Source organism: Allomuricauda sp. M10 (genome assembly GCF_020782875.1).
GTDB lineage: Bacteria > Bacteroidota > Bacteroidia > Flavobacteriales > Flavobacteriaceae > Flagellimonas.
The window spans coordinates 12353-26725 of the sequence record NZ_JAJGBN010000002.1 but is presented as its reverse complement, the minus strand read 5'-3'; the positions used below and the strand labels follow the sequence as shown (position 1 = coordinate 26725).

Genomic DNA, 14373 nt, shown 5'->3' with positions numbered 1-14373 from the left:
ACCGACATTAAGTACGATTACACCCCGTTAATATTATCCCTAAAGGGATTTCCTTTATTTGGGATCTAAGATCATGTCGATACGCTCCAAGGCATCTTGAAGGTGATAACGGCTCATGGGATCTGAAATTCTGGACAATCCAGATCGGATATCCCCTTTCAGATTGTTGAGTTCCGCCCTTGCCACCGAACGTATATCGGACTGGCTACCATTTACTGGGGTAGACTTGCGGTATCCTCCAAAATCAGAAAGTTTTGATTCATCCTCGGCAGTCATTAAATACCCCAAACGGTCAATATGTGCCTTTTGAAGATTTCTTCTATAGGTGTCGATGGATTTACCACTTCGGGTTTCGGACCAAATGCCCCTGCGCAGGTCGCGCATCATTTCCAACAAACCATAGGCTTGATTGCCATTGATGGTTTCGTTTTCAATGACCCGGGCCAATTTGCCCATTTGTAACATGGTGTTCAGGTAACGCTCCTGCAAGGCACGGATACGTTCCACAGAACCCGAATATTGAATTTTGTTGAAAATATTCTGGTCAATCAACCATTCTGGAGTTTCGAACAACTGTACCTGTAGGAAGTCCATACAGTCTTTTTGGTGTTGCTTGCTCACATGGGTGTACACGGCACCTTCTTGATCGGCGGTTTTATGGTATTCGTAAACACCGCCAATGTTGTTGGCTACGTGGCCCATGTATCGTGCAAATTGGGAAACTACATGTCCGTACATGGTTTCCAAATCGTCATAGTTTTGACCGGGTTCGGTGGTCCAATCCATTAATTTGGGAACAATTCGTTTTAGGTTTGCTATACCATATAAACTTGCTTTTACGGCATCATCACCCAAATCTTCGGTTTGTGAGCTTGGATCATGGATGTCACCCACTTGTTGGTGTCCAAAACGGTACATGGGATCATCGGCATGTTCAAGGATCCAACTGTTCAAAATTGGTTTTTCTTCTGTAGCGGATTTATCCAAAATAGGACGATATCCCCAGCTAATAGCATATTTGTCATAAACACCGATGTTCGGCATTAGGGCAACGCCTTCATCACCTGGTTGTGCCACGTAGTTGAAACGGGCATAATCCATAATGGATGGTGCCGTACCAAATTTTTGGGTAAAGGCCTTGGAGCGTAATGAATCTACAGGATAGGCAGGGCTACTTCCCATGTTGTGCGGCAATCCCAAAGTGTGACCTACTTCGTGCGAAGACACAAAACGAATCAAACGACCCATGATTGCTTCTTTGAACTGGGTTTTTTGGGCTTCTGGGTTAATGGCGGCAGTCTGTACAAAATACCATCCGCGTAACAAGCTCATTACATTGTGGTACCAGTTAATGTCCGATTCCAAAATTTCACCGCTACGGGGATCACTCACGTGGGGACCGTTCGCATTGGGAATAGGCGATGCCAAATAACGCACCACGGAGTAACGTACATCCTCAGGGGACCATTCTGGGTCTTCTTCAGGGGATGGAGGGTCTTTGGCCAAGATGGCATTTTTAAAACCGGCGGCCTCAAAGGCAACCTGCCAATCCTCTATACCTTGTTTAATAAATGGCACCCATTCTTTTGGGGTGGCACGATCTACATAATAGATGATAGGTTTTTTAGGTTCTACCAGTTCCCCGGCCTTGAACTTTTCAATGTCCTCATCCTTTACTTCCAACCTCCATCGGTCCAAATAGGTAACTGTTTTACTTTCTTGGGCATCCAGACCGTAATCTACTTGACCTCTGGCAAACCATCCTACACGTTCGTCAAAATAACGGCGTTTCATAGGTTCCTTGGGCAATAGGATCATGGAATTGTTGATTTCCAATGAAATGGAACCCAAACTTTCATTGCTGGGAGGTTCGTTGGAGATATAGGTCTTTACATGACGCGCCTCAATGTTCAGCGGATAACTTTTAACGGATTCGATATAACTACGATCGCTGTCCAAGCGGGTAACCTTGTATCTTTTGCGAATGCCATCAGGAAGACCAAGGGCATTCACATCTTTGGTGAACAAAGGGTCTACTTCGATAACGGTAGCCGGGTTCAAGCTGTCTTTTTTGTTGATGGCCTTAATTTCGAAAGCATACAACACAGGTTCAAAGTTGGAATTGACCACCGCCTCATGGATGGGAAGCGAATCGGCGGCCACGTTTTCATAAGAGGCTACACGAAGCAATACCTGTTTTGGTTTTTTCTCCCAACGGAGCACTTGGGTGTTGATCTTTCCACCACCAAAGCCAATTCCGGTAGCGGTTTTGGAAATTCGACTCACCATCAACATTTCCCTATTGAAAAGGGAATCTGGAATTTCATAATAAAATTTGTCATCCACCGTGTGTACGCTAAAAAGTCCGGCATCGGTTTTGGCGTCCTTGGTGATCACCTTATCATACGGTTGGATCTCTCCAGGTTTCGGTTTCGACTCTTTCTTTTCCTCGGTTTCTTTTTTCTTCTTTTTGAAAAGTTGGGCTTCCGCTGGTTGGTAGAAACCCAATAAAAGGAACAATACAATTAGTTTAGGTAGATTTTTTTTGATCATTAGATGTCAGTTTGGATAACTATAAGCTTTCAAAGAACCTAAAAATCATTAAAAGTTACTGTTAAATAAATATTAACGCACATTTTTTTCGCGTGATATACGAATCTTCGGCAGTCCTGCGTTTTACTGGTGCTTTGGGCTGAAACGCCCTGTATTGCTGGGCTTAAGCGACATCGGAATTTCGTAAAAAAATCATAATTGGTGTAACAATTTAAAATCCGTATAGTCTTATAAGCATAACATCAATCAAAAAATTCAATCAAAAAATGAACAAGTTATTAATGGTCTATGGATGTGTTCTTATAAGTAGTGCCGCCATAGCAAACGAACAGCAGAACGCCGTTACTAGTCAGTCTAAATCTGATAGTCAGGGCACATTGGAAAACAGTTATACTGCATTGAACATCAATGCGGAGGGTAGTGGATCAACTTTGGATCTGAGTAACATATCAGATTGGTCGTATGAGTTGGATCTTAATGAAATAGTATATATAGAGGACGATATGGAAGTCGATCTTGGTTTTGATACCGCTGATTATCTTCCGGAAGGTTTCAACCCCTACAAAAACTATTTTGATTTGAATTCCATCATATACCTTGAAAACGAAGTTGAACCCAGCCTAGGTTTTGATACCCAAAAGTATTTACCTGCGGATTTTGACGCCTACACCGACGTGGTGAGCGTGAGCTCGATCAACTACATTGAGGATGAGGACATGGATCTAGGATTCAATACCAAGGATTATCTACCTGAAGGTTTCTCTCCTTACGAGGTTTATGTAGATCTAGAATCCTTTACCTATATAGAGGATGATGAAGTGGAACTGGAATTGGGTATCGATAGCGAATACCTGTTGCCTGCCAACTTTGATCCCTACACCAATGTGGTGGCGATCGGATCCATCAACTATATGGAAGAAGAAGAAAAAATTGAATTGGGTTTTGATGCCTCAGTGTATCTCCCAGAAAATTTTGACCCGTACGCCGGGGCAATCTGGTAAGATGGTTTAGTTTTCATTTTACAAAATTTTTGAGTTAGTTAGTTATGAAAAGCCCTCGTAAGAGGGCTTTTTGTTTGGCCATTAATGTTAATGAAATCCCTATAAATATGGGTTAACAAAAAAATAACACCGTTGAGGATATTGTGCCGAAAAGTATGAAAAGGACAAGTTCCCGATAAAAAAGTCAGCGTTTTAAAGAAGAGACTGAAAGTTTGTCAAGATAAGGCTTAAATCACTGAAGAATATTTTTTATAGTCCTAAGCATCAATCGTTAACAAAAGGCTAATTGTAAAAATCTTCACTTTAATCAGTCATACATTTGTATCAATGAATTCAAGGGCAGATGCCCACTTACCATAAAATTGAGTAGAGTAAGGTTGAGTTAGTTTCTTACATTTTTTTGAGTTAGTTAGTTTGTGAATGGCCCTTCCGCCCGGAAGGGTCATTTATTATTTAAAACAATACGGGAATCACAAACTTGAAGACCAAAATCAACAATACCACTGCAATCAGATTCAATACAAAACCTACGCGGGCCATTTGAGGAATCTTTACGTACCCGCTGGCAAAAACAATGGCATTGGGTGGTGTGGCCATCGGTAACATAAAGGCACAACTACTGGCAATCGTCACCGGAATCAATAAATACAATATAGGAATGTTCAGACCGATGGCAATACCGGCAACTACGGGGGCCAGAACGGCCACCAAGGCTACATTGCTCATTAATTCGGTCATAAAGAGCATCAAGAAAATAAGCAGACCGGCGGTGAGCAACACACTGATCTGACTCTCGGCAATGGCGTTGGCCACCATGTCCACGATTCCGCTGGAAGACATTCCTTCCGCAAGGGCCAAGCCACCACCAAAAAGGATCAAAATACCCCAGGCCAAACGTGAAGTGTCCTTCCATTCGATGATGAAATCCCCTTTTTTGATATTATAGGGAATGGCAAAGAGTGCAATGGCGGCAAAAATACTGATCATGGTGTCCGTCAATCCCAATTTTGGGAAAAGGGCATTGATCAAGGTTCTAAAGATCCATAAGAAGACCGTAATCCCAAATATCACCAATACCATTTTTTCCTTGCCGGAGGTAGGTCCCAATTTTTCCAATTCGGCATGGATCACATCCTTGGATGCATTGAACTTTAAATCCCGGTTGGGGAACATCCATTTGACGAGCACCAAATAACAGATGCCGATCATGATCACGGCAAAGGGAAAACCGATAGTCATCCATTTTAGGAAGGAGATTTCGGTATTGTATTCATTTTCCAAAAGACCGATCAGAACAGAATTGGGAGGTGTTCCAATAACCGTTGCAATGCCGCCTGAGTTGGCTGAAAAGGCAATTCCGAGCATTACACTGAGGGCAAAGTTTTGGTCGTTTTTTGTAAATCCATCGGCATCATCCACCAAAAGATTGATAACGGAAAGGGCGATGGGTAGCATCACCACGGTACTGGCCGTGTTGCTGATCCACATACTCAAAGACCCCGTTGCGATCATAAAGCCCAATACTACTTTGTTAGGTGTAGTTCCCGTGAGTCGAATAATATTAAGGGCAATACGTCTGTGCAGATTGACTTTTTCCAAGGCCAGGGCCATCACAAAGCCCCCAAAGAACAAGAACACGATGGGACTACCATAATTGGCGCCAACTTCGGCAATAGGCAAAATCTTTAAAATGGGTAAAAGGAGCAGCGGTAACAGTGCCGTTACCGATATGGACACCGCTTCCGTAATCCACCAGATCAGCATCCAAGTAGCAACGGCAATTACAGGATCCCCTTTGGCGGAGACCAACTCAAAGGGCAAATTGGTTAAAATAAAAAAGGCGATGGGCCCAAGAATCAGCCCTATTTTCTTGCTTAGTTCCATATGGGATCCTAAGCTATGCTTTTTTGTTAAATTTTGAAAATCATCTAGGTATTACCATGCTGTTTTTTGAGTAGCATATAATTCAGATTTCCAGTTCACTCATCATGAAGCTATTATCACTCATTTAAAGTCATGATTGCCTAAAAATCATTGGCGTGGCAACTTTCCAATTTAGAAATTGAGCATATAAACTAGTTAATTATGAGAAAGTTAGTGTTGTTATTTCTAGGTTTTAATTTGATGGTATTCGCGCAAAACAATAAAAGTGATGCGGAATTGGAATGGTTTGAGGAACTATCCGAAACCAGTTATCAAGGAGATTTTATGACCGCTTATTTGGGTTTTGGAAAATTCTTGGAAAAGTATCCAGATTCAGAATTGGCACCAAGAGCACTTTTTAATCAAGGATTTCTTTTGAGAGAGTTAGGTAAGGAACAGGAGGCCAAGCAGATCTTTGAGCGAATAATGGAGGAAGAGTTTAATGAATATGAGAATTATGGTGGAATAATGGAACAGTATACATTATACAAGAATAGGAGTGCCAAGCACCTTGCTGAAATTTATTTAGAGGAAGAAAACTTCATAGCGGCTTTGAAGTATATCAAAATCTTTGACAACATTTATCCCTACAAACATTTTTGTGGTAATGAATTGGAAGCCGATGCCATTTATACTGATGTTATGTACGCAAAAACGTATCACGGTTTGGGTAAATTGGATAAAGCCATAAAAAAGTTGCTGCCGCATCTTTTTTATAATGGATTGGCCAGTAATAATGAGGTAATGGAACTTTTAAGCGAATATTTACCTCAATTATACTCAAATGATGAAGTAAAGCAGTTTTTACAAGAGGGTATCCAGAATTTCAGGGTTAAGGACAAAGATTATGGAACATTCCAATTATTGGGAGTGAAAATTCCTGTTTATACCTATCAATTTTATGGTGAAGGCGAAATAGAACTTGTTTCCGATAAGGGTACAAAAAATAATCAGGCCATTGAAAAGGTAATCAAGACCCACCCTGTTTTTGAGGTTTATTTTCAAAATTGATTTTTAGATAAACCGATTGTTGTGCAAAGGTTTATCTTTTGTCGATTGCAAAAAGCCCATCATCGGTTTTGGAGACCTCAAAAATGCCAAGTTTCGCCAAGTTTTTGGTGCTCTTGTCCCATTTTTTGCCGCTCAAACCACTTTTATCCTTCAGTTCGCCCAAAAGCATTTGACCAACAGGTTTCAATAGGTCCATGATGATTTTTTCCTCTTCGGATAGTTCCACTTTTTTCTTTTCGGGACGCATTTGCGGGAAGAACAGCACTTCCTGAATGGAAGAATTGTTGGTCAACAACATGACCAAACGATCTATGCCAATACCGATTCCGGAAGTTGGTGGCATTCCATATTCCAAGGCCCGAAGGAAATCTTGGTCAATGAACATGGCCTCATCATCTCCTTTTTCGGAAAGTTTCAACTGATCCTCAAAACGTTCCCTTTGATCAATGGGGTCGTTGAGCTCGGAATAGGCATTGGCCAATTCCTTCCCATTCACCATCAATTCAAAACGTTCGGTCAACCTCGGATTTTCCCTGTGTTCCTTGGTCAATGGGCTCATCTCCTTTGGATAATCGATAATGAAAGTGGGTTGAATGTAATGGTGTTCACATTTTTCACCGAAAATTTCGTCGATCAATTTACCGACACCCATGGTTTCATTCACTTCAATGCCCAGTTTTTGGGCCACTTCACGAAGCTGGTTTTCATCCATCCCGGCCACATCATAACCCGTGTGGATTTTAATGGCCTCCAAAATGGGAACCCTTGGGTAGGGAGCCTTGAACTCAATTTCATGGTCGCCAACCGGTACTTTGGAACTGCCTGTGGCATCAACGGCCACCTTTTCCAGAAGTTTTTCGGTAGTGTCCATCATCCAGTTGTAATCCTTGTAGGCTACATAAAGTTCCATTACGGTAAACTCTGGATTGTGGGTACGGTCCATCCCTTCATTACGGAAATCCTTCGCAAACTCATAAACACCATCAAAACCACCAACAATCAATCTTTTTAGATACAATTCATTGGCAATTCGCAGGTACAAGGGAATGTTCAACGCATTGTGGTGCGTTAAGAACGGCCGTGCCGCAGCACCACCGGGAATGGGCTGTAAAATGGGTGTTTCCACCTCCAAATATCCTTTTTGGTTGTAGAATTCCCGAATACTGTTGGTGATCTTGGTCCTTTTAATGAAGGTGTCCTTCACGTGGGGATTCACGATCAAATCCACATATCGTTGACGGTAACGCAACTCGGCATCGTTAAAGGCATCGTACACTTTTCCTTCATCATCTACCTTTGGTAGGGGAAGGGGGCGCAAGGATTTGCTGAGCAGCGTGAAATTTTTCACCATCACCGTTTTTTCACCCACTTGGGTAGTGAACAGTTCGCCTTCCACACCAATGATATCTCCTATGTCCAACAGTTTTTTATAGACTTCGTTGTACAGGTCTTTATCGTCACCAGGACAAATTTCATCACGGTTAAAGTATACCTGAATACGGCCTTCGCTATCCTGAAGTTCGGCAAAGGATGCCTTACCCTGGATCCTGCGCGACATCAACCTACCGGAAATCACCACCTTCTTACTTTCCTCAAAATCATTCTTGATGCTCTTGGAAGTGGCATCAACAGGATACAATGCTGCGGGGTATGGGTTGATGCCCATCTCCCTGAGTTTGGTCAATTTTTCCCTTCGAACGATTTCTTGTTCCGATAGTTGCATAGTCTATAAAAAATTAAAGCGCAAAATTACACTTTTGCGCTTTAATTCCTTGCCTTGGCTCGCTTTAATATGCATAATGGGGCGTGTAAGGTTTGTTGAGGATGATCTGGGCCATGTCTTCCTCAAGTGATTCCAACGGACTTTCCACGATCCGGTTGACCTCTTTGCCGTCTTTGAAAAAGATGAGAGTTGGCACCTTGATGATGTTCAGACCTTTCTCTTCGCCAGTCGGACTTTTCTTGTATTGGTCCTTTCTGTGGTCCAGTGCCATAATTTCCAATTGGTCCATTGGAAATTCGGACGCTTCCAGAATTTTGATGATCCGTGGGGTTTCCCGCCTGCTATCACCACACCAAGTACCCAAAAAAAGTTGGATATGGTAGGTTTTGAGGTTCTTCTTGAAAAGGTCGACCAAGGTTTGGTTTACGGCATAGTCCTGCATTCCTTTTTGGTACCATTGGGCATAAGGTGCAGTGGTCAAGCCATCCAGATTGATTTTGCCCACCATAAAGGTTTGGCCGTTTTCCATTTTGATTTCCTTGTTGAATTCCTGCGAAAAACCGACCAACGAGATCAGGATCAACAAAAAGGTGCATGTGTGTTTCATGATGTTCCAGATTTATGTTTTCGCTGGAAAATTCATCAAAATGAGGGTGTTATGCAGATTTTGGTAGATGGAAATGGGGACTAGACCCGGGGTCGATTTTTATTTTTGGAAGAGCAATACGATTTCTTCCCTGGATGAAATATCGAGTTTTTTGTACAGATTGTTGATGTGGGTCTTCACGGTGCTGAGGCTCACAAAAAGCGCATTGGCAATCTCTTTGTTGCTTTTGTCCAACAAGATGTAGTGCACAATTTTTTGTTCCTGTGGGGTGAGTTTCTGCATCAGGTCATCATTTTGGGACTTAATTTTTGCCCTTCGGTTGATGAAAAAGTACAGGTTCCCCAAAAGCGATAAGACCAATACTAAAAGTGCCACCCACATCCATTTGGCTATTTTGGGTTGCTTGAAACTGGCCAAATCCTTGTCCGTACTAATTTCGGCCTCATATTCTTGTGTAAAACTGGCATCGGGATAGGTTTGTTCCAATCGGTTGGACAATTCTTCATAATATGGGTTAACACTTACATCCTGAAGATAATGGGAATAGGTTTCGTTCCTTTTGTCCGATAAAAAATCATAGATCAAGAGTTCAACCAAAGGTTCGTTGGTCTTTTCTCCAAAATTCTGCAGCTCCGAGAACCATTTTTTCATGTTGAGATTTTTGCTGGTCTCACTGGGGTAATCCACAAAATCATAGGCCATGCGCTCCTTTAGGATTTCCCATTCCAACAATAAGGAAGATTTCGGATTGGTGGAGTTGATCGTGCAGAGGGATTGTTCCTCAAAGGAGGTGGGGAACTCCACCATATCCGTATTGTTCGCAATGAAAAGAACACTTTTACTGTTGTTGCATTGGCCTAAAAAGTGGGCCCCTGCGGATTCATCCGAACAACCATCCAAATGAATCCGATACATGCGGTTTTCGGTACTAAGATTATCGCCTTCAAAAAGAAACCCGCCCAAAGAATCAACGGCTACTTTGTTCACGATTTGGTCCAAGTAGATTCGTGAAGATTTTCGGTAGTCCTCCACCAAAGACAAATAGATGGCATTACCCGCATTTTCAAGTGACACCTCCCCTGAAAAGCGATACTGCGCCGACAGGAATGATATTTGAAACAGGAAGACAAAAACACAAAATCTCATAATGCGTGCGATGGTTGTTAAAAATAATGGTTTTATGTAACAAATCGAGGTATTCAGCTACCTATAAGTATCATCAATCAAAATCAAAAAAATGAGTTTCTGGAGAGTTTTGTTGGCCATACTTTTTCCGCCCCTTTCCGTGATCGGTAAAGGCTGTGGGTCGTTCCTTATTGTGCTTTTGCTGACGTTTTGTGGCTGGGTGCCCGGCGTTATTGCAGCATTGATCATCTTGAACAATCCCAATTGATCGGTCTCGGCGTATTTTGTCGAAAAGGTTGCATTCGTTCCAATAACTTGAGTTCCATTATTGTGGAAGAAAGGCTATTGTGCTATTTTTAGCCCCAAAGTTGGTATGTCCGAAAAAGGGATAGGCCATTAAACACAAAACCATGATCAGAAAAATCCAGTTGTTGGTTGGTCTTTTGGCCATTGCTTTTATTAGTTCTTGCAATTTTACCGAGGAAATAGATATACAGGAAGACGGCTCCGGAAAGCTTTCCATTAAGTTTGATGGTTCCGATATGATGGAGATGGGCGGTGAAGAATTGGCCAAAACCAATGAGAAGGCCGTGGACAGTATCATTTCTTTCAAGGAATTTTTGGAAGAGCATAAGGACAGTATTGCCCAATTGGCGCCAGAGGAACAGGCCAAACTGAAACGATTGGAACCCTTCAACCTTCGCATGGTGATGGACCCTGAAAAGAAGGAAATGTTGTTCGACCTTTTTAGCGATTTTAAGGATATCAGCGAGGTGAACAATGCTTTCAATACCTTCCAGGAAGCCAGTATGTTGGGCCCGAACAGTCAACAGGCACCTGCGCCCATGCCGGCTTCGGAGCAAGCCACGGAAGTGTATTATTCCTTTGCCAAAAACAAGTTTACCCGCACTGCCAAGATTGTAAACGAAGCACTTTTTCAAAAGCAATTGGATAGTATGCAAGGTGCTGAAATGTTCCTTTCGGGATCTTCGTATACCCTCAAATATCACTTTCCCAAAAAAGTAAAATCCACCACGGCCGAAGGTGCCACCTTTAGTGCCGATGGAAAGACCATGATCTACCAAGTGGACTTCTTAGATCTCATGAAAAACCCGGCATTGCTGGACCTTGAGGTAGAACTGGAAAAATAGGTTCTCAACCGCAGTCTTTGTACCTTTGCGGTATGAACAAGATAGTTGCCGTACAGGATTTGGGCCGAAAAGACTATAAGGAGACTTGGGATTACCAAGAAGCTCTTTTTAAGGAGGTTGTGGATACCAAGGTGAAGAACCGAAGGGAAGGCACAAACGTGGAAACCCCCAATCATTTTTTGTACGTGGAACACCCCCATGTGTACACCTTGGGCAAGAGTGGCGATATCGACAATCTGTTGGTGGATGAAAAGGTACTAGCTGCAAAAGGTGCCACTTTTTACAAGATCAATCGCGGTGGGGACATTACCTATCATGGACCCGGACAGATAGTGGGCTATCCAATCTTGGATCTCGATAACTTCTTTACGGACATTCATAAATACCTGCGTTTTTTGGAAGAAATGGTGATCTTAACCTTGGCCGAATATGGCATAAAAGCCGAACGCTCCCAAGGTGAAACAGGTGTTTGGTTGGATGTAGGCACTCCCTTCGCCCGAAAGATTTGCGCCATGGGCATACGCGCCAGCCGCTGGGTGACCATGCATGGTTTTGCGCTGAACATAAATGCCGACCTCGGCTATTTTGATATGATGATCCCCTGTGGCATCAAAGGCAAGGCGGTAACTTCCCTGAATGTGGAACTGGGCAAAAAAGAAGTGGATGTGGAGGAAGTGAAAACCAAACTCCTGAAACATTTTGCTGCTTTGTTTGAAGCGGAATTGGTTTGCGAAAAGGCAGAAGTATAAGTTATACAATAATTACATTCTGTTCTTAGTCTATAATTGACTGCCATTTGAAACATTTCATAAGGGTTTGAATGCCTTTGACCTTTACCCGTTCCTTTCAGTCCCATAATTTGAATATTTATGGGCATTACCTCAAAAGTTGATTGACATCCCATATTTCTTCGCGACGTAACAAACCTGGGGATTCATCGTCGTAAGGCAAATCCATCAATCTAAATGAAAAACTTTTCCCCTTTCGCTATCGGTATTTTAATGGTACTCATTATTGGGTCGATTATGTTAATACCTATTGATGAAATTCTTCCCGAGCGGTACTTCTCATCTTTTCAGGTGGAGTACATATCACGATCATTAAAAATGTTCGTCCTTTTTGCTTTGAGTGCCTGGGGAATTAAAAAGATATGGCTCAAATCCTTGTCCGGTTTATCCTTGGAATACAAATGGACTTCGAAGTGGCTAAACCTCATACCCGCGTATCTCTTCTTACTTGGTTTGGCCTCTTTCATAGGAAGCGATATTTCGTCCATAGCCATATCAGATGTTTTACTGTTATTGTTTGGATGTTTAATGGTTGGTTTTGCCGAAGAGTTTATGTTCAGGGGATTTTTACAACCTCTTTTCATCCAAAAATTGATATTAAAAAGGAATGGATTGTTTTTGGGAATCTTGTTTCCGGCATTGTTTTTTGGTGCTACACATCTTTTGAACTTAACTGTAAATAACAATGTCCCACAAGTGTTGGTGCAGTGCATTTATGCAACATTCATTGGTTTTTTCTTTGGGGTACTTTTATTGAAAACCAACAAGTTGGTTCCACTTGCCATTACACATGGACTCATAAATTTCTTCTTTTTGCTTGGCACGCTTCCAGGAATCAAAGTTTCTGAGAACATTCCAGAAGATGCCCTGGGGACAACCTCTTTGGTAGGTCAAATCATAGAATATATGGTGCCCATGTTATTGGTGCTGCCACTTTTTATCATTGGTATTGTGGTGCTGCGAAAAGTTGATAAGGACCAAGTTCTGAAGAAGTTGGAACTTTAGTTTTGAAAAAAGGTTAACTTCACTCATCTCAGGCTAAAAATCATTGAAACGAAGTTTAGCTAATCCTTAACTGTCAATGTCAAATGAAGTCAACTATGGATTTTAACAGATTGGTTCCTAATGTCTACTATAAAAATATTAATGACGGTCTCAAGTTTTTTGTAGATTGTCTTGGACTTAGAATGGGGCATGAGGAATTGAGTTCAAAGGAACCATTTTGTGTGATTGAAAGCAATGAGTTCCATCTCATGCTTTTTGAGCACGAAGCATTGGCCAAGGAACATCAACCTGAGTTTAGGCTTGTAACAAATAACATTGAAGAAGCCTATAAAAGGATTAGCTTATCACATCCAGAATATTTGCATCCCAATCTCAGCAAAATCACACTTCGACCTTGGGGAGCCAAAGAATTTGCGTTGCGGGATGGACAGGTTTGTCTGATAATCCAGCAATGGTAAATCCTTTATTTACTTCGTTAACATGGGGCTGGTCGTTAGTTTGTAGGTTTGTTTGAAACGGAATTGGAGCAAGAAAAGGAGCAGTTTTAATTCAGCTAAAAAGGCTAACTTCACTTACTTGTGCTGAAGTTGATTCGGTATCGGTCGAAATAAATCATTAATAGCGATTCATATCCTTAATGTGAATGAAAGAATTCAAAATAAATAAGTTTGGTGATTTACACGATTTACTTGAAAGCTCAAATCGCTCAACAATATATCGTGGACAATCAAATGCTGATTGGGAATTATTGCCAAAGGCTGGAAGAGAACCATTTAATAAAGTTAGTGACAAATCAGCCATTGAATATTTTAAAGATAATTCTTTGCCTTTTTTAAGCATTAAACCTGAAAACAATTGGGAATGGCTTGCCTTTGCTCAACATCACGGAGTTCCGACACGGCTTTTGGATTGGACACAAAATCCTATGATAGCTGTATTTTTTGCAGTTGCTAATGACGCAGATTATGATGCTGCCGTATATAAATTTCAATACGAAAATTATGCAATAACTGATAAAGACCCTTTTGAATTTAAAAGTGTTACAGTTTATAAACCAAGATCAATAACTAAAAGAATAATTGCGCAACAAGGTTTATTTACAATTCATCCAAATCCTTCTAAATCCTTTTCAAAAGCACCTGCAAAAGGAGCTTTAGAAAAAATTATCATTGATAGGAAATATCGTAAAAAACTAAAATTTGAATTGCACCGTTATGGATACAATCATTTTTCAGTTTATCAAGACTTACAAGGTTTATCTGAATATATTGAATGGAGATGGATAAATAGAGAGTAATAAAACACTTTACACATCAATTTATTACCACAAATACTACGGATTCGACTACCCTTCGACTTCGCTCAGGGCAGGCTGGAATCCATTTGGAATTACGGAACATTGTATGCAAAACGACAATACGTCCAACAAACCTGTAACTGACGGTTATACGAGCCGATAAATTCAACCTGAAAAACTGATAAATTT

The 14373-nt window shown here is 41.4% G+C and carries 13 protein-coding genes; 8 read left to right on the top strand and 5 right to left on the bottom strand.

The genetic code is table 11. The features are described 5' to 3' along the window. Positions 1 to 54: 54 nt before the first annotated feature. Positions 55 to 2553 carry a zinc-dependent metalloprotease gene (locus LKX84_RS05350; protein WP_228236108.1) on the bottom strand — a complete coding sequence of 833 codons (2499 nt, stop codon included), beginning with the start codon at positions 2551 to 2553 and terminating at the stop codon, positions 55 to 57. 266 nt (positions 2554 to 2819) lie between these two features. On the opposite strand from LKX84_RS05350, the gene LKX84_RS05345 reads away from it, so the two are divergent. Next, positions 2820 to 3554 (top strand): hypothetical protein, encoded by a 735-nt coding sequence (locus LKX84_RS05345; protein ID WP_228236107.1) that lies wholly within the window; start codon positions 2820 to 2822, stop codon positions 3552 to 3554. Between the two features lie 453 nt (positions 3555 to 4007). Here LKX84_RS05345 and LKX84_RS05340 read toward each other — a convergent pair whose 3' ends face one another. Next, a complete protein-coding gene (locus LKX84_RS05340) occupies positions 4008 to 5438 on the bottom strand; it encodes an SLC13 family permease (RefSeq protein WP_228236106.1) in 1431 nt (476 codons plus the stop codon). 201 nt (positions 5439 to 5639) lie between these two features. Between LKX84_RS05340 and LKX84_RS05335 the strand changes: the two genes are divergently transcribed. After that, positions 5640 to 6488 carry a tetratricopeptide repeat protein gene (locus tag LKX84_RS05335; RefSeq protein ID WP_228236105.1) on the top strand — a complete coding sequence of 283 codons (849 nt, stop codon included), beginning with the start codon at positions 5640 to 5642 and terminating at the stop codon, positions 6486 to 6488. 31 nt (positions 6489 to 6519) lie between these two features. Here the strand turns inward: LKX84_RS05335 and lysS are convergent, their stop codons facing one another. The 3 genes from lysS to LKX84_RS05320 form a co-directional block, all read right to left on the bottom strand. Further along, on the bottom strand, positions 6520 to 8211 hold the full coding sequence (gene lysS, locus LKX84_RS05330) for a lysine--tRNA ligase (protein ID WP_228236104.1): 1692 nt from the start codon (positions 8209 to 8211) through the stop codon (positions 6520 to 6522). Between the two features lie 64 nt (positions 8212 to 8275). After that, positions 8276 to 8818, bottom strand: coding sequence for a thioredoxin family protein (locus LKX84_RS05325; protein WP_228236103.1), 543 nt, complete (start codon positions 8816 to 8818; stop codon positions 8276 to 8278). 99 nt (positions 8819 to 8917) lie between these two features. After that, positions 8918 to 9964, bottom strand: a complete 1047-nt coding sequence (locus LKX84_RS05320) for a response regulator transcription factor (RefSeq protein WP_228236102.1) — start codon at positions 9962 to 9964, stop codon at positions 8918 to 8920. A gap of 91 nt (positions 9965 to 10055) precedes the next feature. Here LKX84_RS05320 and LKX84_RS05315 point away from each other — a divergent pair, with 91 nt between their 5' ends. The 6 genes from LKX84_RS05315 to LKX84_RS05290 all read left to right on the top strand — a co-directional run bounded on the left by LKX84_RS05315 (position 10056) and on the right by LKX84_RS05290 (position 14184). After that, a complete protein-coding gene (locus LKX84_RS05315; RefSeq protein WP_163635590.1) occupies positions 10056 to 10211 on the top strand; it encodes a YqaE/Pmp3 family membrane protein in 156 nt (51 codons plus the stop codon). Between the two features lie 142 nt (positions 10212 to 10353). Continuing rightward, complete coding sequence (locus LKX84_RS05310; RefSeq protein WP_228236101.1) at positions 10354 to 11094, top strand: hypothetical protein; 741 nt, start codon at positions 10354 to 10356, stop codon at positions 11092 to 11094. A 32-nt stretch (positions 11095 to 11126) separates the two neighbouring features. Continuing rightward, the gene (gene lipB, locus LKX84_RS05305; protein ID WP_228236100.1) at positions 11127 to 11843 is read left to right on the top strand and encodes a lipoyl(octanoyl) transferase LipB; all 717 of its coding nucleotides are present in this window, start codon (positions 11127 to 11129) and stop codon (positions 11841 to 11843) included. A 216-nt stretch (positions 11844 to 12059) separates the two neighbouring features. After that, positions 12060 to 12887, top strand: a complete 828-nt coding sequence (locus LKX84_RS05300; protein ID WP_228236099.1) for a CPBP family intramembrane glutamic endopeptidase — start codon at positions 12060 to 12062, stop codon at positions 12885 to 12887. 95 nt (positions 12888 to 12982) lie between these two features. After that, the gene (locus tag LKX84_RS05295) at positions 12983 to 13345 is read left to right on the top strand and encodes a hypothetical protein (protein ID WP_228236098.1); all 363 of its coding nucleotides are present in this window, start codon (positions 12983 to 12985) and stop codon (positions 13343 to 13345) included. A gap of 185 nt (positions 13346 to 13530) precedes the next feature. After that, positions 13531 to 14184 (top strand): FRG domain-containing protein, encoded by a 654-nt coding sequence (locus tag LKX84_RS05290; protein ID WP_228236097.1) that lies wholly within the window; start codon positions 13531 to 13533, stop codon positions 14182 to 14184. Positions 14185 to 14373: the final 189 nt, after the last annotated feature.